Raw genomic sequence first — 25,393 nt, forward strand, 5'->3', positions numbered from 1 at the left:
TGCCAAAGCCATATTGCTACTATTAATTGTATCACTTCAAGCTGTTTTTTTCAATTGACGATTTTTTCGATTAGCATACAGGGCCCCAATAAGCGCAATCAAAACACTGGAAGTTACGAATACAAGTGCAAGCATATGCACGTCTTTTATCCCTTTTATTGTGTCAATATCCCGAAACCCATTTGAAGTCGAAATCACAGCCTGTCTATAATATTCACTGCGCAGACCTGAAAGTGTACTGCTTATGGCAACTCCAAACACCATACCTGTATATCTTACCATAGCAAGTATCCCGGAAGCGATACCGCGCCTGTGCTCTGGCGCATTGCTTAAGATTACTACCGAATTTGATGTTTCAAAAAATCCTCCACCAACTCCGAATATGAGCATTCTCCAGAGCAAATCTTTATAAGAAAAGGAAGTAGGCGATAGGGTGCTAATCAGCAGTACTGCCAAGGCGGCAAAAGTGCCTCCTAATGCGCTTACAAGATTAGGATTTACCCTATCTGACAGATGGCCTCCTACAGGAGCAAAAAGCATCATAGCAGCAGGAAAGGCAATAACCGTAAAACCTATAACTTCAGGAGGATATGTTGCAGCAGTAAGCAAAACCGGCGCCAGAAACACCATTATCATTTGCGCCACAAAATATAGGAAATTGCTGGCTAGACCACCTACAAAGACTTTATTGGCAAAAAGTTTTAAGTCTAACATTGGCTCCGAAATCTTTTTCTCTATAAATATAAAAGCAACTAAAGCTACAATAGTTGTTGAGATTAACGCCAGGCCTTTATTTGACAGCCAACCTATGGAAGAACCTTGATTTATATAAAATAATAGGCTGATTAGAAAAATTAAAGCCAAAACGGTTCCCAAATAGTCAAAACTCTTAACCTTTTTTTCAGTATGCTTAGGAATTATAAAGGTTGAGGCTGTCAGCGCAATAATGCCTAAAGGTACATTTATGAAAAAGATATATCTCCACGTAAACTTTGATAAAATCAAGCCACCTAAAGATGGGCCCGTTATAAGGCCTAAAGACACAGAGATAACATAGAACCCCATGGCCCTTCCACGCTCTTGTGGCGGGAAAGAAGTAGTGATTAAAGCTGGTATAGCTGCCATAATTAAACTTGTCCCTATTGCTTGAAAAACCCGGCAAATAATTAGAAGCGTCAAATTAGGAGCAAAACCGCAAAGAGCTGTGCCTATTGTAAATATAAAAAGTCCTGCCATAAATGGTCTGCCGTATCCGAATATATCTCCAATTCTACCGGAGGTCAGCAGTAAACTTGCAAGTACCAACAGATATGCAGAAGATATCCAACTGACCGTTTGCAAAGGCGCATTAAAAGACTCTGCAAATGTTGGCATTGCCACATTCATAACGCTCGTGTCTACAGTAGTCATAGCTCCTGCTATCATTAGTGGAATTAAAATTTTAAGTTTGTTATCCATGTATTGCCTCCGAAATATTAGCATATTAAATTGTGCTGGTTAGAAAATATAGCATCTAATACAGCTTGAGCTACCGCTTCATAGATGTCGTGCTCAACTATTGCACAGCCTAAATGCTGCTCATATTTTTCTTCAGTCAAAACTGAAACTAACACAGATATGGCCTGATTATTACCTATTTTGTATGTATGTACATCCTCTAAATCAATAACAAAGTTTTCACCGACAAATAATTGAATTGCATTTATGGTGGCATAAGCAGTAGTGCTCACTCGACTCTGAAAAGATACAGTGCCTTTAGCTTTTCCCTCAAAGATGGTTCCATCAGAATTTTTAAGTAAAACCTTCACCTCCAGGTTTGGTTGAGTTTTATATGTTGCTATGCCTTGAATACTAAGATTTGGTATATGGAAAACAGTATCTTTCTTACAATCCGTTTGTGACACTAGAAAAGTAGCAAGAGTAGATTCAATTTCCTTTACAATTTGCATTGGACTTTTGTCAGATTTTGAAATCACATAGATCTCTGATATTTTGCCATCAGCATCGGTCATTATCTTTGCTGATACAATATCTCTAATTTCCTTTATTAGGTTTTCAAAATGCAAAATGGTCCTATCTCTTTCCAAAAATTTACACACAAAATCACCCCACGTTTTAAGGGTTAATATGGGTTTAATTCGACTTTCTTTTTACAAATCCTCCTAAAATGTAAAAAATAATAAAAGTTCCTAATAGCAATAAGTTGTTTTGGTATAAAAAAACCTGCCGATTGGCAGGTTTGGAGTTTTAAGTTTATAAAAGTTCAGGCTCAATCAAGCCGTAATCTCCATCACGCCGCTTGTACACCACATTGATTTGGTCAGTTTCTGCATTGGAAAAGACGAAAAAATCATGGCCTAAAAGTTCCATTTGCATCACGGCTTCATCTAAATCCATTGGTTTTAATGGAAATCGCTTTACTTTCACAATTTTCGGTTCAACATCTTCCGCCGCATCTTGTTCTATGTTGTTATATTTAAAAGGATTTTTTCTGATGCTCTTCGCAATCTTTGTCTTATATTTTCCTATTTGTTTTTCCAGTTTGTCAACAACTAAATCGATGGAGGAATACATATCGTTTGTAGCTGTTTCACCTCTAAGCAGCATTCCATTAATCGGCATTGTAACTTCGACAATATGTCTGTCCTTTTCCACGCTCAAGGTTACCTGTGCCTCAACCTGGGTATCAAAAAAACGTTCGAGCTTTCCTACTTTTTTCTCTGCATAGTCTTTTAAAGCTTTTGTTACATTGAAATTTTTACCACTTACATTAATCTTCATAAAAGCTCAACTCCCCTCTGGGATTTTTTTTTAATATATTTAATGTAATGTTTTTTGCCACGATTTCTAATACATTTGTATGTAATTTATATAATTTAATGTATAATTAAAGCCCGGCGCATAAAATTACCCGGGCTAATATTTTCACTATATAACTGTTACATTTGCGGCTTGAGGGCCTTTTTGTCCTTCAACTACATCAAATTCCACAACATCGCCTTCTTTTAAGGTTTTGAAACCTTCTTGATTAATTGCGGAATAATGGACAAAAACGTCTTTCTCGCCTTCAACTTCAATAAATCCATAGCCTTTTTCTTGGTTAAACCATTTTACTTTACCTTGCAATTATTCATTCCTCCTAAAGCTAAATAAAAGATGGGCCCTTCTTTTCTTCAATATATCACACTGAAATAGTAAAGTCAAATCAAACATTTTGTTATTAGAGGCATATAATGAAAGTAGCAAACCGACAGAGCTTATAAGGAGAATTAATATGAAACCCATTGTAAAGCTTAAAAGTTTTTTTAAAAATTTGGTAAAAAAAAACAACGCCAGGCAAGCTGACAAAGTTGAAGTAAGCTTACCTGGCCTTACTATAAAAATGTCTAGAAATGTCGATTTAGATACACCCCATGAAGTAACGGTGGTAATCCCGAGAGCACAAATGCGCAAGACGTGTCTTAATGGCGATTGCAGTAAGTGCGAGTACGAACTCATATACAGCAGCATAACCGTAGTTCATGCTCCTAGACATCCCCTTGCTGGCGAAAAAACTTTAAGCGCAAAAACAGCTTCCTCCTATGAACTCACGGATAATTGATGTCAGAGGAATATCTCGTTCATCCTCAATAGGTTCAAAGTACTCCAAGAACTTTAGCAGATGCTTTGCCTTTATATATTCCGGATCTTGGGGAGTGATTTGTTTTAGCAGCGGCTCCGCGTATTTTTTGATTACCGCAATTTCATAAACTAAAGCTGAATTGAACATTACATCTGCTTCCTCCTGATATGGGAAAATGTTGGCCTGTGCACCTTTTAAAACCTTCGGCCACACGGAGATGGTGGTTTTTGCATCTGTAGACCTCTGCCAACTATCCCTAACCAGACGCCTTAGCAACCTGGTGTCAGTTGTTGAAATGCGGTTATGATTATCTATACCGAGTTGTGTCAAAGCGCTGACATATATTTTAAATTTGTTTTCTTTCGGAATAGAAGCCGTAAGGCGTTCATTTAACCCATGAATGCCTTCAATAATAATGGGTTGATCCTTTTCTATTTTTGTAGGAATATCCGGGTATTCCCTCTTGCCTGTATGGAAATTGTACCTCGGCACTATTACTTCCTTGCCTTGAATCAATTGGGCCAATTGCTGATTGAACAGGCGAAGGTCAATAGCCTCCAATGCTTCAAAATCAGGCTTGCCATCATCTCCCAGCGGAGTCTTGTCTCTATCTAAGAAATAATCATCCAGTGATATAGATATGGGCCGCAGCCCGTTTACTCTAAGCTGAACTATTAATCTCTGAGCAAAGGTGGTTTTGCCAGATGAGGACGGACCTGCAATTAGAATTATTCTCAGGCGTTCCTTTTCATTGGCTATAGTATCTGCAATCTGTGCTATCTTTTTTTCATGGAGAGCTTCTGCTACCCTTATGATTTCACCACTTTTACCCGATGTGATAAGTTCATTCAAAGCACCCACATCTGGAACACCCAAAATGTGTGCCCAGCGGTCTGATTCTCTAAATATACTGGCAAGCTTTGGTTGTTCATGGTACTCGGCTATATGTGTTGGATTTGATTTGTTGGGGTGTTGGAGAATGATCCCGGGCAAATAAAATTTTAGGCCAAACCACTTTAAGTAACCGGTAGATGGTACAAGATACCCGTAAAAATAATCTTTTGTGCCATCTATTTCATAAATATTTATAAAATCGCTTTTCCTGTATTTTAAAACTCGGACCTTGTCTTCCATTCCGGATTCCTTAAACATTGCAATAGCTTCTTTTAGAGGCATTTTATATTTTTGTATAGGTATATCCCTTTCGACTAATTGCCGCATACGCTTTTCAATAGATTCTACGTCATCTTCGCTTAAAGGTTCCTTTCGAACAACCTCACAGTAAAGCCCATCGCCCAGTGAGTGTTCCACATGAACCTTGCAATCTGGAAAAACATCGTAGCACGCTTTTACAAATAAAAATATAAGTGACCTAATATAAATTTTCATGCCTATCTCTGAAGACATGTCTAAAAATTCTACATTAGAATCTCCATCAACTACATATGTCAGTTCCCTAAGGCTGCCATCAACAATAGCTGCAACAATGGGAGAAGCAAAATCCTTTTCATATCGCTTGCCTAGCTCTTGTAAGCTAATAGGCCCATCTAGGGTGCTTACTCCAAAACCTTTTATATTTACGTTCAAAGCCAACACCTCTTTTTGCTTTATCTTTAGTGCCTTAAAATATGTCGAAAATTACCTGCTAGCTCCTCCGCCGCCACTCCTGCCGCCACCGAAGCTTCCTCCGCTAAAACCACCGAAACCTCCTCCGCCGAAGCTACCGCCTCCAAAGCCTCCACCGCCAAAGGGACCAAAAGGTCCGTTAAAGGGCCCCCTGCGGTAATATGGGCGACTGCCTCTTTTACTGGTAGCAATAATAATTATTGCAATAAAGATTATTATGGCAATAATTACGTCAAACAGCAAGCCATTATCTTCATCGACTAAGTATTGCTCTAGGCCGGAAAGATCGCTATCTTGTAAATCAAGGTCGTATTCTTTGGCAACTTCAGAAGCCACAGCCATAAATGTATCTTTGATTCCACGAGAATATTCGCCGGTTTCAAAAGCAGGCAGCGCAAAATTATCTAATATCGCACCTGCTTTGCCGTCATTAATAGCTCCTTCCAAGCCATATCCAACTTCAATTCTGATGCGTCCTCTTTGATTTGCTAAAAGACTTTCTTTATTTATCAAAATTAGAACACCGTTATTTTTTTGTCTATCTCCTATTCCCCAGTTTCTAAACAAGCCCAGTGCATATTCTTCGATTTCCATCTGTGATAAACCGTTTACTGTCACTACAATAACCTGAGCTTTTGTTTTGTCATCTAAAATCTTGGCTATTTTTTGCATTTCCTGTTCATCTTGACTTTCGATCAACTCCGCATAATCGAATACATAAAGATTTGCATGGGGCTTTGGCGGAATCGGTTCGGCCTGGACACATTGCAGAAAAGACATTGCAAAACTAAAAATCATTACTGATATAATCAGCAGGATTTTTTTGCTTTTTCCTCGGGGTGGCCTTGCTGAGGTTAAAGTCATTTTGCTCACCGCTTTCACTAATTTTGGAGATCCAAACTACTCACTTTCACCGCTAAAATCAACTTTCGGAACCTCACTTGCTCTTTCATCAGCTTGGAAGTAATCTTTTCTTTCGAAGCCAAACATATTGGCAAAGATAACGGTGGGGAATCTCCTTATTTTTGTATTATAAGCCCGCACGGCATTATTATAATCCATTCGTGCGACTGCTATGCGGTTTTCAGTGCCAGCCAGTTCATCTGAAAGCTGCCTAAAATTGGCATCGGCTTTAAGCTGTGGATAATTTTCAGCAATAGCCAGCAGTCTCGATAAAGCTCCAGACAGCTCCTGATTGGCCTCGGCCATTTCTGATAAAGAACCTGCACCTATTAGCTTTTCTCTTGCCCTTGTAACTTCTGAAAAAATAGACTCTTCATGGGCAGCGTAACCCTTTACTGTACTTACTAAATTAGGTATTAAATCTAAACGGCGCTGAATTTGATTTTCTACCTGGCTCCAGGCGCTGTTTACTGCCTCTTCAGATGTAACTAAACCGTTATATGTTGAAAAAATAAATAACCCCAATACTGCTATTATTACTAATACTACTATTACTCCCTGTAGACCTTTTTTCATCGAAAACCCTCCTCGAATAAAAATTATGCTACATTTACTATTATACATGAAAAATTATATGATGGGGGAAATATTATAGATTCCATAAAATCTTGAAATGCATGAGAAAAAGCAGCGTTTGCTGCTTAAGTTAAGTTAATTCTTTAATTCCATAGATTGGGCTTTCAACACTTCTTCTTGAAGGAGTCGCCATATTTCTTGAAAGAGGGCTCCAAATTGTGGCGATGAACGCAAGGACAGAATATCCCTTGGCCTTGGTATATCAATCGGCACTATAGCTTTGACTCTACCCGGATGAGCCGTCATTATAATTATTCTATCAGCCAAAACAAGAGCCTCATCAATGCTGTGTGTTATAAAGAGGGTTGTTTTTTCGCTGCCTTCCCATATTTTTAAAAGTTCTTGTTGAAGGATCAAGCGATTTTGTTCGTCAAGAGCGCCAAAAGGTTCATCCATCAATAATATTTCCGGATCGCTTACGAAAGCCCGTGCAACGTTGATCCTCTGTTTCATCCCACCGGACAGTTGGTGGGGAAAAGTGTCAGCGAATCCGTCAAGACCCATTAATTTTAAATAGTGGTCGGCTATTTCCCGTCTCTCATTTTTGGGAATGCCTCTGATTCTCAAACTGTAGGCTACATTTTCTGCTACTGTCATCCAAGGAAATACCGATTCTCCCTGAAATACCATTGATGTTAAAGGTTTTTCCGGGTTTTTTGACCGAATTATCACTTTTCCCCAAGTTTGTTTTTCCAAGCCTGCTAGAATTCTAAGAAGTGTGGTCTTGCCACAGCCACTGGGGCCTACTATACACAAAAATTCGCCTTCCCTCACGGATAAATCTATATTTTCAAGAGCTACTATTTTCTTTTTACGCGCATAAAATACTTTCGTCAAATTTTCTAAATTTATAGCCTCGGTGGGATTCACCATAGTTCACCTCCTGTCGTTTTTCCAGGGTATAACAACTTTTTCAGCTATTTCCAATAAATAAGAGAAGATATACCCTAAAAAGGCTAATGTAATAAGGGCTACAAACATTTTCTCAATATCGAACATATCATAAGCCCGCCAAACCAGCCAACCGACACCAGCTTTAGCTGCCGAAAGTTCTGCTGCAACTATTAAAAGCAGTGCAGTTCCCATTCCCAGTTTAAAACCTGCAAATATCATAGGCAGTGCACCCGGGAAAGCCACAGTTGTATAAAATTGAAAAGGACTTGCTCCAAAGTTTTTGGCCACATCTAGGTAGATGTCATCTATGTTTAAAACACCGGCCATGGTATTTATCAATACCAAATAAAAAACGCCAATTGCTATTGTAAATATTTTAGACGCTTCTCCTAAACCGAATACTATTAGAATTAGCGGCATAATTGCCAGCTTTGGAATTGGAAAAGTGGCTGATACCATCGGCATTAAACTTGCCCTTATCGGTGCAAAAAGACCCATGGAAAGGCCCAAAATCACTCCGGGCACAGCCCCTGCCAAAAATCCCAACACTATTCTTTGAGCGCTGATAAATGTGTGATATAGTAGTTCTCCTGAATAGAGCATGGGCACCATGGTCTTGAAAATCATAATTGGGCTTGAAAAAAGTCGAATATCAACAACGCCAAGTCTTGAGAATATTTCCCATAAAACTAGCAGCAAAGACGGTGATAGAAAAGCTAAAACTTTCAAGATTAATGCTTTGTCAAATACAGCTTTTTTAGGTTCGCCTTTTGCTTCCTTTACTATAATTTCACCAAATTGTTTTTGAAGTGTCTCTTCTACCAAACTCATGATGTCAACCCCTTTCTATTAAGGTGGCCGAAAATCAAATCGATTTTCGGCCACAGCTGCTATTTTTGATAATTACCTAGCACTTTCACTGCATATTCAGCATAACTGTTATCTACCACATCTTCAGCATTCAAATCGCCTTTTAGTAAACCTCTCTCTTTATACCAGTCAAGATCCATTTGAATACCTTTCATTCGCACAAAGCCATCGGGATTTAAGCCTACAGGGTACATTTTTTCATAAAGGGCTTTGTCTTTTACCGTGGAATATTCAGAAAGGATAGATATGATTTCATCTTTGTTTATGCCCTTAAAGAATGCATCGTTGTAGTCCCGCACGGCTTTGAGATAGGCAATCATAAAGCGTTTTGCCACTTCCGGCCTTTCAATCATGCTCTTGCCATAAACCAGCAGTGCCGTCTGGGCATCAGGATCATACTCTGACGGATCTTTCCAAGGATCCGCTATATCATCTTCAATTGCAGCAGTTACAAAGGGCTCAATTATCATTCCTCCATCAATGCTCTTGTTGCTCATAGCAGCCACGATATCTGGAAAACTTCTGATAACCTGCAGGTCAACATCATTTGTAGTCATTCCAGCCTGATTTAACACTCTGTCCAGAGCAATCTCATCAAGGGAAGCAGTGCCCACTACTGCCAGTTTGCGTCCTCTTAAATCTTCAAAGTCTTTGATTTCATCAACCAGGTCTTTTCTAATCATTAAGCGGTAATATCCTTGGCCTTCAACATTGATCCCTTTATCGGCAACAATCTTAATGGGTATGTCGCGAAGTATAGCATTAAATAGACCTGATGCCGTTACGGTGCAACCTACATCAAGCTGCCCAGCGCCTAAGGCATTTATCATGTCTTGACCGGTGTTAAAAGATACTGACTCAATTTCGATGCCCAGTTCCTCATAGTAACCTTTGGCCATTCCAATGAGGACACCTGCATCAGATACTACTTCTTTCATTCCCACCGTTACCTTTACTTTAGGAGAAAGAGGCTCCACTTCAGGTTTGCTTTCAACAGTATGTTCCTCGCTTTGTTCAGGTACTGTTTCTTCCGGCTTTTCTTCGACTTTTGCCTGCTGACTACAGCCTATAATAAACGCAGAAATCAGTAACACAACTACTAAAAACAATGCTAAACGCCTCAAAGCAACCACCCCTTTTAAAAAATTAACCTTCTTTATATATATTCAGGTGGCTTAAAAGGGGTTACGGTTAAATAAAAAAGGCTTGCTACACTTAATGTAACAAGCCATAAATGGTTTAAAGGATATATACCTCATAAATATGGCACTACTTTAGTAATATTAAACTATTATATTGAGTATAATAAACAGTTGTTTACATACTTTTGGTTTGGAAAGGGTATTAAAATTTCAACAACTCACTAATAACATCATCGTACTGGAACAAGCCGCCCAATCCCCCTGTATGAATAAACAGCACGTTAGAATCTTGGGGAATAACCTTTTTTCTTACTAAGTCCATAAGACCGTAAAAAGCCTTTCCGGTATATACCGGATCAAGGTAAAATCCTTCTAGTTTTGCAACATATCGAATTAGATCTACTACTTCTCTTACTATAGTGCCGTAACCTCCAAAACCGTAGCCATCTATTGTATTTAAGTCTACCTCTTTTTTCTCGATGAGTCTTTCTTGTATCCCAAGCATATCTTGGGTTTCTTCGATCAAATTATATACATCACTTAGCAGTTCTTCTCTCGGGTCTCCTACACCTATGTTGAGGATTTTTGTTGAAGGTGCAAGTATCTTATATCCCAAGGTAGTACCCGCTTGGGTCCCCCCGCTGCTGGTGGCACTGACTACATAGTCCAGTTCTAAGTTTAATTCTTTCAGTTGCTCATTTATCTCTATAGCTGCATTTATATACCCCAAGGCCCCTACAGAATCAGAACCTCCTACCGGTATTACTAAAGGTTTCTTGCCTTTCGTTGCCAGTTCTCTCTTTATATCGTCCATGAAAACTCTCAATTCTTTACTTGTTTTTACATTAAATACCCTCGTGTCAGCATCAATAATTTTATCCATAAAATAATTGCCTTTGTTCTCTTCTTTGCCCCTTAATACTAGCACTGCATCCATTCCCAACTTTTTTGCTGCAGCAGCAGTCTGAAGGGCATGATTGGAATGTAGTGCACCAGCTGTAATAACTGTGTCATACTTTTGTTCTACTGCTTTGCCCATAATAAACTCAAGTTTCCTTGTTTTGTTTCCTCCTAAGGCAAGACCAGTCAGGTCATCTCTTTTTATATAGAGATTTATTCCTAGGTCTTTGCTGATGTTTTCAGCATAAACGATAGGTGTTGGTCCCCACATCAATTTAACTCTTGGGAATTCACTAAGTTTTTTCTTTAAATATTGGATATTCATATTAACCCCTCTTCCACTTATTATTGTTTGCGGCCGGTAAGCTGTAAAGCAAAACTCACCACATCTTCAAAAACAGATGTATTTATTGAGTAGTATATATGCTGGCCCTTTCTTTCGTCAATTACCATGCCAGCCTGTTTTAATATGTTTAAATGATGTGAAATGCTGGGCTTTGATATATCGAACTTTTCCGCAATCTCTCCTGCGGTCATGTCTTGTTTTCTTAACATTAAAAGGATCTGCCTTCGTATGGGGTCTGATAGGGCTTTAAACATTAGGTTAAGGCTCATGGTTCTCCTGTCATCCTCTCCCTCGATTGTTGCGAAAGCATCTTATTGGTTTTTAAGTTTCTGAAATAAGACGTAGGAATAGGCGTAACCATATATGGTGACTATCATTAAGCTTCCCATAGCAATTGCAAAAGCTAATTTTTCAGCAATGAAAATACTAAGCATCCATATCAAGCCCACAACAACCCAGAGAGGCCCAGAAATTCTGTGAGTCTTGTTCCATACTTCTTCACTGGCAAGGGTCCAGGGGGTTTTTATGCCAAAGGTATAATTGTGCCTTATTTTACCAAAATAGTTGCCCATGAAAGCTAACAGCAGGCCTAATACAAATCTGATTATTTTCCCTATAGATAAGGGATAGCCTAGCGCAAATAGAGTTGTAGTTACATAAAGCAATACGAGGAATCCAATCATCAACCAGCGAAATCCCTCATAGACACCTAAGAATTTTTTATAACTTTCCGGTCTTGGATCTAAAACCGGCGCAAAGGCCATGATTATATACAAAAACAAAATCATACTTGGAAAAAATAATACATGAAAAGTCCGGGAGCTATAACCATCTACTTCACCCTCTATATTCCAGTGGGACGGCACTTGCTCTGGAAGATGAGGGTAAAGAAAATAACCTAATACATAAAGCGAAAGAATCAATGCTACTGCTAACCAATTTATCGGTAACCTGGATTTTGTATTGCCATTCATATGAGCCCTCCTATTTAGATATTTAGATAATCATCTAAATATAGTGTAGCATAAAAATTACATCTAAACAATAGCGTGAAGGAAAATATTATAACTACAGCGACAGACCGCAGGTAGTTCGAAATTTTATTGATGTAAAACACTGTTAACAAGGTTTTTTGCCTTTTCAAGATCTTTTTTGTGAACATAAACAGCATATTGCTTCTCGTAATTCATATTCATTCCAAAACTGCCAAACCTGCTTCTTCTTGTACCCAGGCGTGACCACTGTCCTGAATGGTTTACCACCTTATAGGAATACTTAATGCCCTCTCTTTTCAGAATATCTCTCACCTTTGACAGTTCTTGTAACGAATATCCTATGTATACACTTTCCATGTTAAAAAGGAACATTTGACATAGCCTCCCTTCCGGAGTCTAATTAATATAAAAATGGATACAGGAAAAATGATCATTTTAAACCATCTATCCTATATCCATTATACTACACTTAATAAAAAACTTTTGCTATTAACTTCCTTAGTAGATTAAGGTCTAAATCTCTTTAGTCTCAGCGCATTTGTTACCACAGAAACCGAACTAAAGGCCATAGCTGCTCCGGCAATGGCCGGGCTTAGAAATCCTAATGCCGCAAAAGGAATGCCTATGGTGTTATAAATAAAAGCCCAAAACAGATTCTGCTTAATATTTCGCATGGTTGCCCTACTTAGTTTAATCGCAGTAACGATTCCTCTCAGATCGCCGCTCATAAGTGTAATGTCTGATGCTTCCATGGCCACATCGGTGCCTGTGCCGATGGCTATGCCCACATCTGCAGCAGCTAAAGCAGGTGCATCGTTTATTCCATCTCCTACCATAGCTGTGATCTTACCCTGGCTTTTGAGCTTTTCCACCTCTCTTGCTTTATGTTCGGGCAGCACTTCAGCAAGGACGTGATCTATTCCTACTTGGTTTGCTATGGCTTTTGCAGTTCGCTCGTTATCACCGGTTATCATCCAAACCTCGATACCCATTTGCTTTATCTCACTTATAGCTTTCCTGGAATGATCTTTTACAGTATCTGCCACGGCCAGCACACCCTGGACTTTGTTGTCCATAGCCATAATCATGGCGGTTTTTCCCTCGTTTTCAAGTTTTTCCAAAAGCTCTTCTATATCCTTTGTGTCGATATTTTTAGATTGCATCAGGCGCCTATTTCCCAGGTAGACATCTTTGCCCTGGATCTTGGCATAAATGCCGTGACCCGGTATTGCCATAAAATCTTCTGCATCAACAATGTTCATGTCTTTTTGTTTGGCTTTATTAACAATGGCTTCACCTAAGGGATGTTCCGAATTCTTCTCTGCAATTGCCGCATACATTAAGATTTCTTCAGGTGTCAGCTCTCCTTCGGAGATTACATCTGTTACCTCTGGCTCTCCTTTTGTTATTGTACCGGTTTTATCCAGAACTATTGCTCTGATTTTATGGGCCCTTTCCAGATGCTCTCCACCTTTTATTAAAACGCCGTGTTCAGCACCTTTACCGGTACCCACCATAACTGAAGTAGGAGTTGCGAGCCCAAGAGCACAGGGACATGCTATGACCAGAACCGACACAGCATTAATCAAGCCTGCTGTAAAGTCATGAAAAATAAAGTTCCATACGGCAAAGGTTACTGCAGCAATAACTACTACAGCGGGAACAAAAACACCTGATATTTGGTCTGCCAGTTTTTGAATTGGCGCTTTGGAGCCTTGGGCTTCTTCAACCATTTTAATAATCTGAAAAAGCACGGTATCTTTGCCCACTTTGGTAGCCTTAAATTTAAATGTCCCCGTCTTATTGATAGTAGCACCGACCACAAGATCCCCAACTTTTTTTTCAACGGGAATGCTTTCACCGGTCAGCATAGACTCATCTACTGAAGAATAACCCTCGATTATGGTGCCATCTACAGGTATCTTTTCACCTGGGCGAACCACAACTATATCTCCCTCTACAACCTCTTCAATTGGAATATCTGTTTCTTTACCCTCACGAATTACCCTTGCCGTTTTAGGCGCAAGGCCCATGAGTTTTTTTATGGCTTCGGAGGTCCTGCCTTTTGCAACGGCCTCCAAATATTTGCCAAAGGTTATCAAGGTAATAACAACTGCAGAAGCTTCAAAATACAAATAATGGTGAATCATTTCTATAGGTACCGTAAAGGCATTGTATAAACTGTAGAAAAAGGCTGCAGAGGTTCCCATGGCAACTAATACGTCCATGTTGGCTCCGCCACCCTTTAATGCGTGGTAGGCACCTTTGTAGTATCTAAAACCTATTATAAACTGCACCGGTGCAGATACTGCCAATTGAAACCAGGGGCTGTACAGTATTCCCCCGGGCATTCCCATCAAATTCAAAAACATGGAGAGAAGCAAAGGAGCTGAGAGCATAGCAGAAATAACAGCAAGTCTGCCAAGGTTTTTTATTTCCCTTTCACGCTCTTGCTTTTCCCTATCCACATTGACAACAGCCTTTTCAAAAGCATCATAGCCAGCGTCCCTTACAACTTTAATTAAATTCTTTATGCTCGTCTCACTGCTGCTGTATTCCACCGTTGCGGTTTCAGTTGCAAAATTTACCGCAGCTTTATATACACCGGGTGCTTTTGAGAGGGCTTTTTCGATTCTGGCTGCGCAAGCTGCACAGCTCATATTTTTTAAACCGAGCTCAACTTTGTCCATTATCACATCATAACCTACATCTCTAACCTTTTTTACAAAATCCTCTGCGGAAACCTTTTCGGGTTCATAAGTAACATTTAATCTTTCTGTGGCAAAGTTTACATTGGCCTCTTTAACACCGGGCATTTTCCCAACGGCCTTTTGAATTCGGGCTGCACAGGCTGCGCAGGTCATTCCCTTTATTTTAACACTAGCTTTTTCAAGCTTTTCTGCCATTTTGTAGCCTCCTTTAGTGTAAATATACCCCATGGGGGTATCCTGTTTTCATTTTATGCCGAATAAATGATTTTGTCAATAGCTTTTAGCATATTCGAGGGATAAGTTCTCCTATAGGCCGACTCAGTATTCTTGAAGTGCCAAGTAACGTTTTTACCGTTACCTGTCCAGTATCATTGACAGTTCCAATTATAGCCGCATTTTGCCCATTTTTGGTGTTTTTGACGGCCTCTAAAATTTCATCTGCCGCGCTGTTTTTTACCACAGCAATCAGCTTCCCTTCATTGGCAAGTTGCAGAAAATCCAGCCCCAGCATATTACAAGCCGAAACTACCTGCGGCTTTACCGGCAACTTTTCTTCGTAAATTTCTATACCCACACCGCTTGATTCAGATATATTGTAGAGCACTTCCGCCACTCCACCGCGAGTAGGGTCCCGCATTACTTTTACCTTATCTTTAAACTTGAATAATGTTTTTGCTATTTCAACAAGGGGTGCGCAATCACTTTCCACCGGAGGGTCAAAAGTAAAACCATTTCTGCTTGATAAAATGGCCATTCCATGATCTCCTATGGTGCCTGAAATTATTATCTTATCACCCGGTTCGGCATTTTTTATGGATATATCGACACCTGAAGGCACCATGCCTACGCCTGAGGTATTTATGAAAAGGCCGTCAACTTCACCTCTTGCCACTACCTTTGTATCACCGGTTACGATTTTCACCCCTGCTTCGCGGCAGGCATTTGCCATGGAGCCGGCTATTTTTAGTAAATCATCAATTCTAAAACCCTCTTCTATAATAAAGGAGGCGCTTAAAAATAAGGGTTTAGCACCTCTCATCAAAAGGTCGTTAACCGTCCCGGATACGGCAAGTCTTCCGATGTCCCCACCAGGAAAAAAAAGGGGTTTTACAGTATAGCTGTCAGTGGTAAAGGCAATTTTTTTTAAATCAATGTCTAAAATTGCACAGTCTTCCATTTCATTTAGTGCATCTTCATCAAATTTATTTAAAAAAACCTGTCGTATCAGCTCTTCGGTAAGTTTTCCTCCTCCGCCATGAGCACTTAACACAATGTCCATAGCTCACCCTCCATATTTGTAATAGATGGAGCAGACCCCCTCGGAAGATACCATACAGGGCCCAATAGGTTTTTCTGGACTGCAGGATATCTTAAACATTGGGCATTCCGGTGGTGTTAACATGCCCTTCATGATATCCCCGCACCTGCACGTTTCCCCTATACGCTGTTTATGCGGTGGCTTTATCGGCCATCTCTTTCGGGCATCAAAAAAGCTCCATTCCCGTTTTATGGCAAGGCCGGAATCTTTCACCAGCCCAAAACCTCTCCAGGCAATGTCACAGGGCTCAAAAACGCTTTTGAGCACGCTTTGGGCCACTTTATTTCCATAAGGGGAAACTGCCCTTTTATACTGTATTTTAATTGAAGGCCGATGTAAATTTTGCCTTATTATTTCGATGCTCTCAATAATGTCTTCAGGAGTAAAGCCTGAAATAACGCCGGTTATGCCAAAGTCTCGAGCCAGAAATTCAAAGGGCTTTGAGCCGGTAATAGTGCATACATGACCTGGAAGAATTAGTCCGTCCAGTTTCACTCCTGTTTCAAAAAGCTTTGCTAAAATTTTCGGCATTGTCCTATGAAGGCTCAGGACGCCGAAGTTTTTTATGCCTTCATCTTTTGCCTTCATAATTGTCAATGCGACCAGCGGTGCTGTAGTTTCAAAACCCACGCCTACAAAAATCACTTGATTTTGGGGATTTTTTTTCGCCAATGAAAGTGCTTCTAATGGCGAATATACAATTTTAACTTGTTTCCCACTTGCCCGCTCCACAGGTAGACTTGACACGGTTCCTAAAATTCTAATCAGATCTCCAAAAGTGGCAATAATATAACCACATCTGGCATATTCAATAATTAAATCAATATCTTCGGCAGGTATAACGCAAACGGGACAGCCTGGGCCTGAAATAAGCTTTATCTCACCGGTATAAAGCTGCCTAATGGCATACTTTGATATGACTTCCGAATGAGTTCCGCAGACTTCCATTATTTTTAATTCATTATGAGGCATGTTTAAAGCTCCAACTGTTCCCATAATTGCAAACTCTCCTTTGCCCATTTTTCATCGATGATCTGTATTGCAAAGCCTGCATGAACCAAAACACTATCGCCTATGCCGACATTTGGAATAAGCTGTATATTGATTTCCTGGCAAAGACCTCCAGCTGTGACCTCCGCCATTGGCCACTTTATGCTCTTGACTTTCATGGGAATAGCAAGGCACAATAAGCATCACCTCTTTTTATGAAAAGTGAGCCGAAGCGATGGCAGCCTGCCCAAGAGAAATGCCGCCGTCATTAATTGGCATTTTAGTGGGAATGTATACTTTAAATCCTTCGCTTTGAAGTTCTCTATGTAATCCTTCTAGAAGATATCGATTTTGAAAACATCCTCCCGAAAGCACAACTTTATTTACATTGTGTATATTGCTTATCTTTTTTGCCATATCCACCGTAAATTTAATGACGGTGTTGTGAAATTTCCCAGAAATAATGCCTTTAGGCACGCCGTTTATATAGTCACTGTACAATTCTTCAAAGAGCATATTTACATCTATACAAAATCCGCTGCCTTCCTGTGTAATATGGTACTTATAGTAGTCATTTGTCGGCAAAATAATGGATTCCAATTCCATAGCAGCCTGACCCTCATAATTTACCGTATCCTTTATATCGATTATTGAAGCTACTGCATCAAATAGCCTTCCCATGCTGGAAGTAAGTGGCGTATTTACCTTTGTTTCTATTTGCTTTAATATGATGTTTACCTGATTCTTATTTAAGCGATAGAGGAATTTGGAAAATTTGTGCACATTCGGATAAATGAAACCTAATGCACAGCGAAACGGATGCTTTATGGCCATGTCCCCGCCTGGAAGCGGCACATATTTAAGGTGGGCCACCCTTTGAAATTCCACCAAATTTGCAAGCAAAAATTCTCCTCCCCAAATATTTCCGTCAGTGCCTAAACCCGTGCCATCATAAGCAATACCTAAAACTTTCTCATTTAAACCATACTCAGCCATGACAGATGCTATATGAGAATGATGGTGCTGCACTTTAAGGCAAGGTAGGCCTAATTCATCGGCAAACAGACTTGAAAGATATGCAGGATGAAGGTCTCTTACTACATAGCTGGGTTTAATACTGTATTTTGTCATGTACTTTTGTATCTCTTCTTTGTAATATTTAAAAGTCAAGGTGCTGTCTAAATCACCGATGTGATGGCTTACATAAGCAGTATTTTCCTCTAAAAGGCAAAATGTGTTTTTGTAAAAGGCACCACAGGCCAGGACGGGCTCTGAACTGTTTTTCATCAAAATTGGGTCATCGCAAAATCCTCGACCCCTTCTGACCATGCGAATCCCACCTGCAGCAAAAAAACATACTGAATCGTCGATTCGATTTCTTATTGGCCTGTCGTGATGCAAAAATCCGTCTGCCACATCTTTTAATCTTGAATAAGCCTCCTCTTCATTTGTACAAATCGGTTCTTCGCTGATATTCCCACTAGTCATAACCAGGGGAAAGCCTACTCTTTCCAGTAGCATTTTATGTATCAATGTATACGGCAGCATAACACCTAAAGTATCAAGCCCCTTAGTTAAACTAAAAGCTAACGGGGCTTTGCCCCTTTTTCGCTTTAAAAGGACTATTGGTGATCGCATACTTTCGAGAATTTCTTTTTCAGAAGCACTTATCTCACAGTATTTTTCTACTTCCTTTGTGTTCAACATCATCACGGCTAAAGGCTTGCCATATCTATGCTTTCTTTGTCTAAGTCTAGACACTGCTTCCTCATTTTGGGCATCTACTGCCAGATGATAACCACCTAAACCTTTTATGGCTATGATTTTCCCCTGTTTTATCATCTCCACTGCTTTGGATACAGCGGCTTCCTTGTACAATGTTCCACCTTGACTTTGAAAATAAACTATCGGTTGAATTTTTTCATAAATTGCAACTTGAGCCACCGGGTCCACTCCTTCATTCCATCTCCTAATATAGATGAAACTTCAAAAATATGGCCTTTTGGATTTAAAGTCAATACACCTTCGTAAAAGTAGTCTTTGTTAAAATCCACGTATTTCATCAAATCTATTTTATTTAAAACAGTTACCTTGGCTTTTTCAAAAATTGCAGGATATTTATAGGGCTTGTCATGGCCTTCAGGTATGCTGCTTATTACAACTTTAAAATCCTCCCCAATATCAAAGGAGGCTGGACAAATCAAGTTGCCCACATTTTCTACAAAGATTATGGCATTTTCAGCTGATGAAGATAATTCCTGAAGGGCCAAATCAATAATATTAGCATTTAAGTGACATCCCCCGCCGGTATTTACCTGAACCACGGGAATACCAAATTCTGCTACTTTTCGCGAATCAATATCAGACGTCACATCCCCCTCAATGACAACACTTTTTATGTCAAGGTATTGTATGGTTTTAACGATAAAGCTGGTCTTGCCCGCTCCCGGAGAGCCTATTATGTTTATCATCATAGCCTGTCTCTTTGCAATCTCTTCTTTTACCTTACACGCTATGTAATTGTTGGCCTCAAGCACGTCTTTTATAACTTTTATTTCCATTATTCCACCTCAATCCTGTTAATATAAACGGAATTACAGCTTTCAATCAAAGTTCCCATACTTTTGCAATAGGGACATCGTATAGAAAAATCGGACCTTTCATAGAGTTTGCCACAATTTGTGCAACGAAATTTACTTCTTTTATAGTCAAAGGTCAAAATTGCATCTGAAGCCGGAGTGTCTCGGCTTAAAAGTTCAAAATAGTATTTTACATGTTCGCCTACAAACCCCGATAAATCTCCCAAGGTAATATCTATCCTTGTTACCTTATTACAATCCGCTGGCAGTTCACTTAAAACTGTATCCAAAATTGCTGACGTAATAGAAAGTTCATGCAACATTTTCACCTACCTTATTTCTTTTTTTAAAATTGAATCAATATCCCTCTGCACTATGTCTAAAAGCTTCTTCAGTGACGTTTTGACTTCATTGGAAATGAAAAAACCCTCTTTAAGGGTATGTGGTTCTATACCGTATATAAAAACCTTTGACGGCAAACCCGTTAATTCTCTAGAAAGAGCTATCGCTTCATGAATGCCAGCAACATGGATATCCATAAAAAAGCACTTTCGATCTGTTAAATAAGCGTCATTGGCATATATGCGATATATGGTTCCGGGTCTATTACCAACTGCTATGGCATCTATTGCAATAAGGGTTTCTGCTTTTCCTATATCAGTAACGTAGTTTAAAATAGATGTACCTATTTCTAAACAGCAGATCTCAGCCTGCTGCTTATACCTTTTGTGCAATTCCTTTATAGCCAAAACACCTAATCCATCATCTGACATCAACAGATTACCCATACCGATGATCAAAATTTTATACAAATCATTTACCTGCTTTCTACATAAACATAAACCATTATTATTTAATTGTTCCACATTGCTGTAAAATTTATCCATAAAGCTTCAATATCATAATTTTATCAGCTTATTTACAAAATATTGAATAGTTGTTATTATATAGTTAAAAAAAGTGTGGGGCTAAAGGCTAAGGGAAAGCAATATATAAAAGGAGGTTTCTATGTGACACAAATAATTGGTATTGATGTAGGTTATGGTTTTGTCAAAGTAACTGACGGCCAGATCGGTTACTCCTTTCCCAGTGTTGTAGGGGAAGGTCATACAAAGCCAACGTTTAGCACAAAAATAGGCCCCAGCCCCGCAATTGACAATCTTAAAATAGGTATAGGCGATAGACTCTTTTTTGTTGGAAAATCGGCCATAAAACACTCCAGATTTCATATCGCGACCTTTCTTACACGCGTTCTATCAGCGATGATTTGGAGATACTTTTTTTCAGCGCTTTAAGTCTCTTCGCCAAAGATGTTACTAATGTATTTAATGTGGTTACCGGCCTTCCAGTTGAAAGGATGCACCTTGCAGAGGATTTTATAAACCGAGTGAAAGGCGAACGCAATATAACGCTTTACAATGGTGCAGCAAATCGCAGCATTAAAATAAATGTAAGTGACATTGAGGTAGTGCCGCAACCCTTAGGAACTTATTGGTCTTCTATCTCCAATTCAGCAATTGCCCCAGATGGGCGAATTGGAGTAGTTGACATTGGGTTTAAAACTACAGACTTTGCAACTATAGAAGACTCAGAGTACATACCTGAAAAAAGTAAATCTATCCTAGTTGGTTTAGCAACCGCATATGACGACATTGGATCTAACCTGGTTACCGAATTTGGCGTAGAAAAGGAAAGCTATGCTTTAGATGGGATTGTTATTAATCGCAAAATCAATATTTCAGGAGAAACTATCGATATCTCCAGCATTGTAGAAAGTGCTTTTGAAAAATTGGCTACCAATATTCTAGTCGAGATCCATTCCCAATGGAATGTATCAGAGTTTGACTGCTTGTTATTAACCGGTGGCGGCGGACAAGCCTTAAGTTCATATATACTTCCTCAACTATCCAATGCGAAACTTGCTTTAGATCCCATAACCGCCAACTGTCGAGGCTATTTAACTTGGGCTGATAGATTGTGGAACCATAGTTATCCTCAAAACAGCAATTTAAAGTTTGACTAGCTAAATCTGGAGTGATAAAACATGACATTTGATGATGAAATACTGGCAGAAACTCCACAAGAACCTGGTTTGATAGTAATAAGCGGTATTTTTAACGGAAACATTTACAACGGCATTATTGTTTACGTAACTTCCTGCGGTAGTTTTAACGGAAACATTATAAGCAAAAACTTAATTATCGAAGGAAAAGTAACCGGCAATGTCCAAGTAGAAAATTTAAAAATATGTGCTTCGGGTAAATTGTATGTTAAAGAAATACAGTATAATAATTTAACTATCGAAGAAGGTGGATTGCTTATTGAAAATCCAGCCACAATTGAACTAAAACCTTCCCCGGCACAATTTAACGCAAATGCTCCAATAATAAAAGACAGTGGTAAACAAGTAGTTGCAAGTTCTAATAGTTCTAATGAATTTGTACATTTTGATTGTAGTTTTTAAAAGGGTTAGTCCAAGCCGCTTTAAAATAGCGGCTTTTTATATTCGATTTATTCTCAGTTAAAACTCACTTTATTTCTAAAAAAATTCCAACAGCCATGAGTTATCAATACCTGATTAAAAAATATTGAAGACAAAAAAGGACATACTATACATTGCATGGTATGTCCTTTTTTTTTTGTCTAATTTTTATAACTTAAGTTTTCTATAACTATAACAAAAATTTTTTAAACGGGCAGTTTTATGTATCTAAACTCAAGGATTGACAATATTTTAACAAGATATTATAATTATTGTCAAAGATAGTTACAAATTTCACAAAGGAGGTTGTTGCTATGTGGGAAACAAAAATAAATACCGGCAACGTATTCGAGTTGCGTTGCAAGACCACTAATTATTTCGGAATAGGAAGCATAAAAAAGATAAAGGATATTCTGAAGGCTCTCAAAGATAAGGAAATAGACAATGTCATTCTCGTAACCGGAAAAGGTTCATACAAGACCAGTGGGGCTTTTGATGTTATCAAGCCTGCTCTTGAAGAAGCCAAATTTAAATACTCCCTTTATGACAAAGTTGGCCCCAATCCTACGGTGGACATGGTCGATGAAGCTGCCAAAATGGGCAGAGAAACTGGTGCCAAAGCTGTCATCGGCATCGGAGGCGGAAGCCCCATAGATACTGCCAAGAGTGTAGCAATTTTGTTGGAATACATTGACAAAAATGCGCGCGAGCTTTATGAAGCTAAGTTTATCCCTGAAAAGGCAGCCCCCATTATAGCCATAAACCTCACCCACGGTACCGGCACAGAGGTAAATAGATTCGCTGTAGCTACCATTCCCGAAAAGAACTACAAACCAGCTATAGCCTATGATTGCATCTATCCTATGTATGCCATAGATGATCCTGCTCTCACAACAAAGCTTAACAAAGAACAGACTATATCGGTTACAATTGATGCTTTAAACCACATTACTGAGGCTGTCACCACCCTTGTAGCATCGCCTTACAGTATTCTTACGGCAAAAGAGACGGTGAGACTCATAGTTCGCTATCTCCCAGCAGCAATAAATGATCCCGAAAACCTCACGGCAAGGTACTACCTATTATACGCTTCTGCCTTGGCCGGAATCTCCTTTGACAACGGTCTCCTCCACATCACTCATGCCCTGGAACATCCCTTGAGTGCAGTAAAACCTGAAGTAGCTCACGGTCTAGGTCTCGGCGCTTTACTGCCTGCGGTAGTAAAGACGATTTATCCATATGTTCCAGAGATATTGGCAGACGTATATAGCCCCATCGTACCCGACTTGAAAGGTCTCCCTGCTGAAGCGGAATATGTATCGAAAAAGGTTGAGGAATGGCTCTTTAATGCAGGATGCACTCAAAAACTTTCGGATTTTGGTTTCACTAAAGATGATATTCCTACTCTGGTAAAGCTGGCGAAAACTACACCATCTCTGGATGGATTGCTCTCCCTTGCCCCATTAGATGTCACCGAACAAGTCATTGAAAAAATCTACAAAGAATCATTATAAAGTGTTGCATTGAAAAGCGAAAGGGGACTGTTCTTACAGTTATACAAGAACGTCCCCTTAGTTTATTATGACTATATAAAATCCAAATTCGAGCTGTTGGTACACAATCAGTGGGAGTCTTTACTTGTTGAAGAAGACATTTGTGGTTATTTTGAATAACATATCCTTTGATTATTATAAGTTAATAAAAAATAATGTATAAAATAAAGACTCTATGTTAATAGTGGTGGTAGGATAAATACCTGCCACCTATTTTCGTTAAACTCATCAAAACCTTAAAAGACTGGCTCTTCCAAAATACTATTATATTCCCTTACCCATCGTTCCTTCAAACTCATTAATAAAATTAATAGGAAAATTGTTTAAATTTTTTTGATTGCGGCTTTGCTACCGTGTGTTATAATATGATATGTAATTGGCATTTTCATCAAGCGGAGGTTTAAACATTGGAAAAGAAATCTCGAGACCTGGTTACAAATCGTAAAGCAAGGCACGATTATCATATATTGGAAACTTTTGAAGCAGGTATAGAATTAATTGGCACAGAAGTAAAGTCCCTTAGAGCAGGCAAGGGCAATCTTAAAGACAGTTTTGCCAAAGTAGAAAATGGGGAATTGTTTTTATATAATATGCACATAAGCCCATATGAAAAAGGAAATATTTTCAACAAAGACCCATTGAGAACCCGTAAATTGCTGATGCACAAAAAACAAATCAATCGGCTTGCCGGTCAGGTTAAGGAAAAGGGCCTTACTCTTATTCCGCTCAAGGTTTATTTAAATGAACGTGGTCTGGTCAAAGTAGAACTGGCCCTTGCCAAAGGTAAAGCTCTTTACGACAAGCGCGAAGATATTAAACGGCGTGACGCAAATCGCGAAATGGAAAAGGCTTTTAAAGATTATAATAAGATGTAGGCTCTTACACTAACAATAGAAGTAAGAGAGGTGAACATGAGAATGCCTACCTTTGATTTTGAATGCAAAAAATGCGGTTATCGCTTCAGTGAATTTGTCAGCATAAAAAACAAAGACCAGGTTCGCTGCCCTAAATGCAACGGAAATGTCCAGCAACTATTCACTGGTTTTTTATACATAACTAAAGAAAGTTCCAACAGTTCATCTTGTGGTTCTTGCAGTGGCGGAAGTTGCAGCTGCTGCGGGCATTAAAATACAAGCCAATAATTTAATAAAAACAAAAGAAAGGACATACGATACAGTTTAATATGTCCTTTCTTTTTCATTTTTGAAACTTTTTATAGATTGTTTATAAGCATGCACACTATATAAAGAAGGTATCTTCATTATTGACATATATTTTTATCAGACTCTTTAGTGCCTATTAAACTTTAGTATGTATTCATTATTATCCTTGTCTATTAATTTAACTCCCTGAAACAAGCACATGTCCTCAATTTCCTTTTTACTTTTACCGGCTGTGTCAAATACAAAGCTACCTGTAATTTCTAAGTATGGATTTTCTCCACCTTTTACCTGTGCGCTGTGAGGACCATTCTCCAACATCAAGTCAATATATTCAGTATTAATCAGCGGTTCTTGAGTTTCAATGCTATTGATATCTTCTTTATCCCCACTTATTACAATATTGTAAGTTATCTTAGTTTTATCCAGATTATCTTTATCTACTGCTCCATATGCAACAGAACCATTCATTGAAAATTTTTCATTATTAACATCATTAGTCTTTGAAACTGTAAAACAGCCAAACATGTGTCAATAATCTTTGAAAATGTCACCTAAAAGGCATGATTTTTATTCAGTGAAAATGTCACCTTTGGCATAAAATAAAAACACAAAAACACGGTTACAAATTTGATTAAATATTGTATTTAACAGCAAAAGAAAAAA

The 25,393-nt window shown here is 38.9% G+C and carries 29 protein-coding genes and 1 pseudogene; 7 read left to right on the forward strand and 23 right to left on the reverse strand.

Features of this window, described 5'->3' with window-relative positions; genetic code table 11:
* Positions 1 to 36 precede the first annotated feature (36 nt).
* The 4 genes from JT739_RS01260 to JT739_RS01275 form a co-directional block, all read right to left on the reverse strand.
* A complete protein-coding gene (locus JT739_RS01260) occupies positions 37 to 1,458 on the reverse strand; it encodes a DHA2 family efflux MFS transporter permease subunit (protein ID WP_237659264.1) in 1,422 nt (473 codons plus the stop codon).
* A gap of 17 nt (positions 1,459 to 1,475) precedes the next feature.
* Positions 1,476 to 2,099 carry a hypothetical protein gene (locus JT739_RS01265; protein WP_237659265.1) on the reverse strand — a complete coding sequence of 208 codons (624 nt, stop codon included), beginning with the start codon at positions 2,097 to 2,099 and terminating at the stop codon, positions 1,476 to 1,478.
* Positions 2,100 to 2,253: 154 nt separating this feature from the next.
* Positions 2,254 to 2,781: a ribosome hibernation-promoting factor, HPF/YfiA family gene (gene hpf, locus JT739_RS01270; RefSeq protein ID WP_237659266.1), complete on the reverse strand. Its 528-nt coding sequence runs from the start codon at positions 2,779 to 2,781 to the stop codon at positions 2,254 to 2,256.
* A gap of 147 nt (positions 2,782 to 2,928) precedes the next feature.
* The gene (locus JT739_RS01275) at positions 2,929 to 3,126 is read right to left on the reverse strand and encodes a cold shock domain-containing protein (RefSeq protein ID WP_237659267.1); all 198 of its coding nucleotides are present in this window, start codon (positions 3,124 to 3,126) and stop codon (positions 2,929 to 2,931) included.
* Positions 3,127 to 3,274: 148 nt separating this feature from the next.
* Here JT739_RS01275 and JT739_RS01280 point away from each other — a divergent pair, with 148 nt between their 5' ends.
* Positions 3,275 to 3,601, forward strand: coding sequence for a hypothetical protein (locus tag JT739_RS01280; RefSeq protein WP_237659268.1), 327 nt, complete (start codon positions 3,275 to 3,277; stop codon positions 3,599 to 3,601).
* Here the strand turns inward: JT739_RS01280 and JT739_RS01285 are convergent.
* The 18 genes from JT739_RS01285 to JT739_RS01370 form a co-directional block, all read right to left on the reverse strand.
* Entirely contained in the window at positions 3,557 to 5,218 is a 1,662-nt protein-coding gene (locus JT739_RS01285) for a nucleoside kinase (RefSeq protein WP_370642545.1), read from the reverse strand. The genes JT739_RS01280 and JT739_RS01285 overlap by 45 nt on opposite strands.
* A 42-nt stretch (positions 5,219 to 5,260) precedes the next feature.
* The gene (locus JT739_RS01290; RefSeq protein ID WP_370642546.1) at positions 5,261 to 6,046 is read right to left on the reverse strand and encodes a YgcG family protein; all 786 of its coding nucleotides are present in this window, start codon (positions 6,044 to 6,046) and stop codon (positions 5,261 to 5,263) included.
* Between the two features lie 102 nt (positions 6,047 to 6,148).
* Positions 6,149 to 6,727, reverse strand: coding sequence for a LemA family protein (locus JT739_RS01295; RefSeq protein WP_237659271.1), 579 nt, complete (start codon positions 6,725 to 6,727; stop codon positions 6,149 to 6,151).
* 135 nt (positions 6,728 to 6,862) lie between these two features.
* Complete coding sequence (locus tag JT739_RS01300) at positions 6,863 to 7,660, reverse strand: ABC transporter ATP-binding protein (protein WP_237659272.1); 798 nt, start codon at positions 7,658 to 7,660, stop codon at positions 6,863 to 6,865.
* A gap of 3 nt (positions 7,661 to 7,663) precedes the next feature.
* Positions 7,664 to 8,512, reverse strand: coding sequence for an ABC transporter permease (locus tag JT739_RS01305; RefSeq protein WP_237659273.1), 849 nt, complete (start codon positions 8,510 to 8,512; stop codon positions 7,664 to 7,666).
* Positions 8,513 to 8,571: 59 nt separating this feature from the next.
* A complete protein-coding gene (locus JT739_RS01310) occupies positions 8,572 to 9,675 on the reverse strand; it encodes an ABC transporter substrate-binding protein (RefSeq protein ID WP_237659274.1) in 1,104 nt (367 codons plus the stop codon).
* 220 nt (positions 9,676 to 9,895) lie between these two features.
* Positions 9,896 to 10,918: a D-cysteine desulfhydrase family protein gene (locus JT739_RS01315; protein ID WP_237659275.1), complete on the reverse strand. Its 1,023-nt coding sequence runs from the start codon at positions 10,916 to 10,918 to the stop codon at positions 9,896 to 9,898.
* Positions 10,919 to 10,938: 20 nt separating this feature from the next.
* Complete coding sequence (locus JT739_RS01320; RefSeq protein ID WP_237659276.1) at positions 10,939 to 11,208, reverse strand: autorepressor SdpR family transcription factor; 270 nt, start codon at positions 11,206 to 11,208, stop codon at positions 10,939 to 10,941.
* Between the two features lie 42 nt (positions 11,209 to 11,250).
* A complete protein-coding gene (locus tag JT739_RS01325; RefSeq protein ID WP_237659277.1) occupies positions 11,251 to 11,913 on the reverse strand; it encodes an SdpI family protein in 663 nt (220 codons plus the stop codon).
* 126 nt (positions 11,914 to 12,039) lie between these two features.
* A complete protein-coding gene (locus JT739_RS01330; protein ID WP_237659278.1) occupies positions 12,040 to 12,306 on the reverse strand; it encodes a hypothetical protein in 267 nt (88 codons plus the stop codon).
* Between the two features lie 134 nt (positions 12,307 to 12,440).
* Complete coding sequence (locus JT739_RS01335) at positions 12,441 to 14,840, reverse strand: heavy metal translocating P-type ATPase (protein ID WP_237659279.1); 2,400 nt, start codon at positions 14,838 to 14,840, stop codon at positions 12,441 to 12,443.
* Between the two features lie 85 nt (positions 14,841 to 14,925).
* Positions 14,926 to 15,924, reverse strand: coding sequence for a hydrogenase expression/formation protein HypE (gene hypE, locus JT739_RS01340; RefSeq protein WP_237659280.1), 999 nt, complete (start codon positions 15,922 to 15,924; stop codon positions 14,926 to 14,928).
* A gap of 3 nt (positions 15,925 to 15,927) precedes the next feature.
* On the reverse strand, positions 15,928 to 16,959 hold the full coding sequence (gene hypD / locus JT739_RS01345; RefSeq protein ID WP_237659281.1) for a hydrogenase formation protein HypD: 1,032 nt from the start codon (positions 16,957 to 16,959) through the stop codon (positions 15,928 to 15,930).
* Positions 16,938 to 17,150, reverse strand: a complete 213-nt coding sequence (locus JT739_RS01350) for a HypC/HybG/HupF family hydrogenase formation chaperone (protein ID WP_237659282.1) — start codon at positions 17,148 to 17,150, stop codon at positions 16,938 to 16,940. The genes hypD and JT739_RS01350 overlap by 22 nt, the downstream gene beginning before the upstream one ends.
* Positions 17,151 to 17,166: 16 nt before the next feature.
* A complete protein-coding gene (gene hypF, locus JT739_RS01355; RefSeq protein WP_237659283.1) occupies positions 17,167 to 18,897 on the reverse strand; it encodes a carbamoyltransferase HypF in 1,731 nt (576 codons plus the stop codon).
* Entirely contained in the window at positions 18,858 to 19,514 is a 657-nt protein-coding gene (gene hypB / locus JT739_RS01360) for a hydrogenase nickel incorporation protein HypB (protein WP_237659284.1), read from the reverse strand. Before hypB ends, hypF begins: the two co-directional genes overlap by 40 nt.
* A complete protein-coding gene (locus tag JT739_RS01365; protein ID WP_237659285.1) occupies positions 19,514 to 19,855 on the reverse strand; it encodes a hydrogenase maturation nickel metallochaperone HypA in 342 nt (113 codons plus the stop codon). Before JT739_RS01365 ends, hypB begins: the two co-directional genes overlap by 1 nt.
* A 6-nt stretch (positions 19,856 to 19,861) precedes the next feature.
* Positions 19,862 to 20,344, reverse strand: coding sequence for a hydrogenase maturation protease (locus tag JT739_RS01370; RefSeq protein WP_237659286.1), 483 nt, complete (start codon positions 20,342 to 20,344; stop codon positions 19,862 to 19,864).
* A 198-nt stretch (positions 20,345 to 20,542) separates the two neighbouring features.
* Here JT739_RS01370 and JT739_RS12825 point away from each other — a divergent pair.
* The 6 genes and pseudogenes from JT739_RS12825 to JT739_RS01395 all read left to right on the forward strand — a co-directional run.
* A pseudogene (locus tag JT739_RS12825) lies at positions 20,543 to 20,958 on the forward strand (hypothetical protein); the annotation flags it as partial.
* Positions 20,959 to 21,000: 42 nt separating this feature from the next.
* Entirely contained in the window at positions 21,001 to 21,555 is a 555-nt protein-coding gene (locus JT739_RS12830) for a hypothetical protein (RefSeq protein ID WP_370642547.1), read from the forward strand.
* A 21-nt stretch (positions 21,556 to 21,576) separates the two neighbouring features.
* The gene (locus JT739_RS01380; protein ID WP_237659287.1) at positions 21,577 to 21,996 is read left to right on the forward strand and encodes a polymer-forming cytoskeletal protein; all 420 of its coding nucleotides are present in this window, start codon (positions 21,577 to 21,579) and stop codon (positions 21,994 to 21,996) included.
* A 332-nt stretch (positions 21,997 to 22,328) separates the two neighbouring features.
* Positions 22,329 to 23,528 (forward strand): iron-containing alcohol dehydrogenase, encoded by a 1,200-nt coding sequence (locus JT739_RS01385; protein WP_237659288.1) that lies wholly within the window; start codon positions 22,329 to 22,331, stop codon positions 23,526 to 23,528.
* Positions 23,529 to 23,974: 446 nt separating this feature from the next.
* A complete protein-coding gene (smpB, locus tag JT739_RS01390; RefSeq protein WP_237659289.1) occupies positions 23,975 to 24,442 on the forward strand; it encodes an SsrA-binding protein SmpB in 468 nt (155 codons plus the stop codon).
* 36 nt (positions 24,443 to 24,478) lie between these two features.
* Positions 24,479 to 24,694, forward strand: a complete 216-nt coding sequence (locus JT739_RS01395; RefSeq protein ID WP_237659290.1) for a zinc ribbon domain-containing protein — start codon at positions 24,479 to 24,481, stop codon at positions 24,692 to 24,694.
* Positions 24,695 to 24,856: 162 nt separating this feature from the next.
* On the opposite strand, the gene JT739_RS01400 is transcribed toward JT739_RS01395, so the two are convergent.
* Entirely contained in the window at positions 24,857 to 25,255 is a 399-nt protein-coding gene (locus JT739_RS01400; RefSeq protein WP_237659291.1) for a hypothetical protein, read from the reverse strand.
* Positions 25,256 to 25,393 lie beyond the last annotated feature (138 nt).

It is taken from the genome of Tepidanaerobacter sp. GT38 (genome assembly GCF_021991635.1).
Classification (GTDB): Bacteria; Bacillota; Thermosediminibacteria; order Thermosediminibacterales; family Tepidanaerobacteraceae; genus DTU063.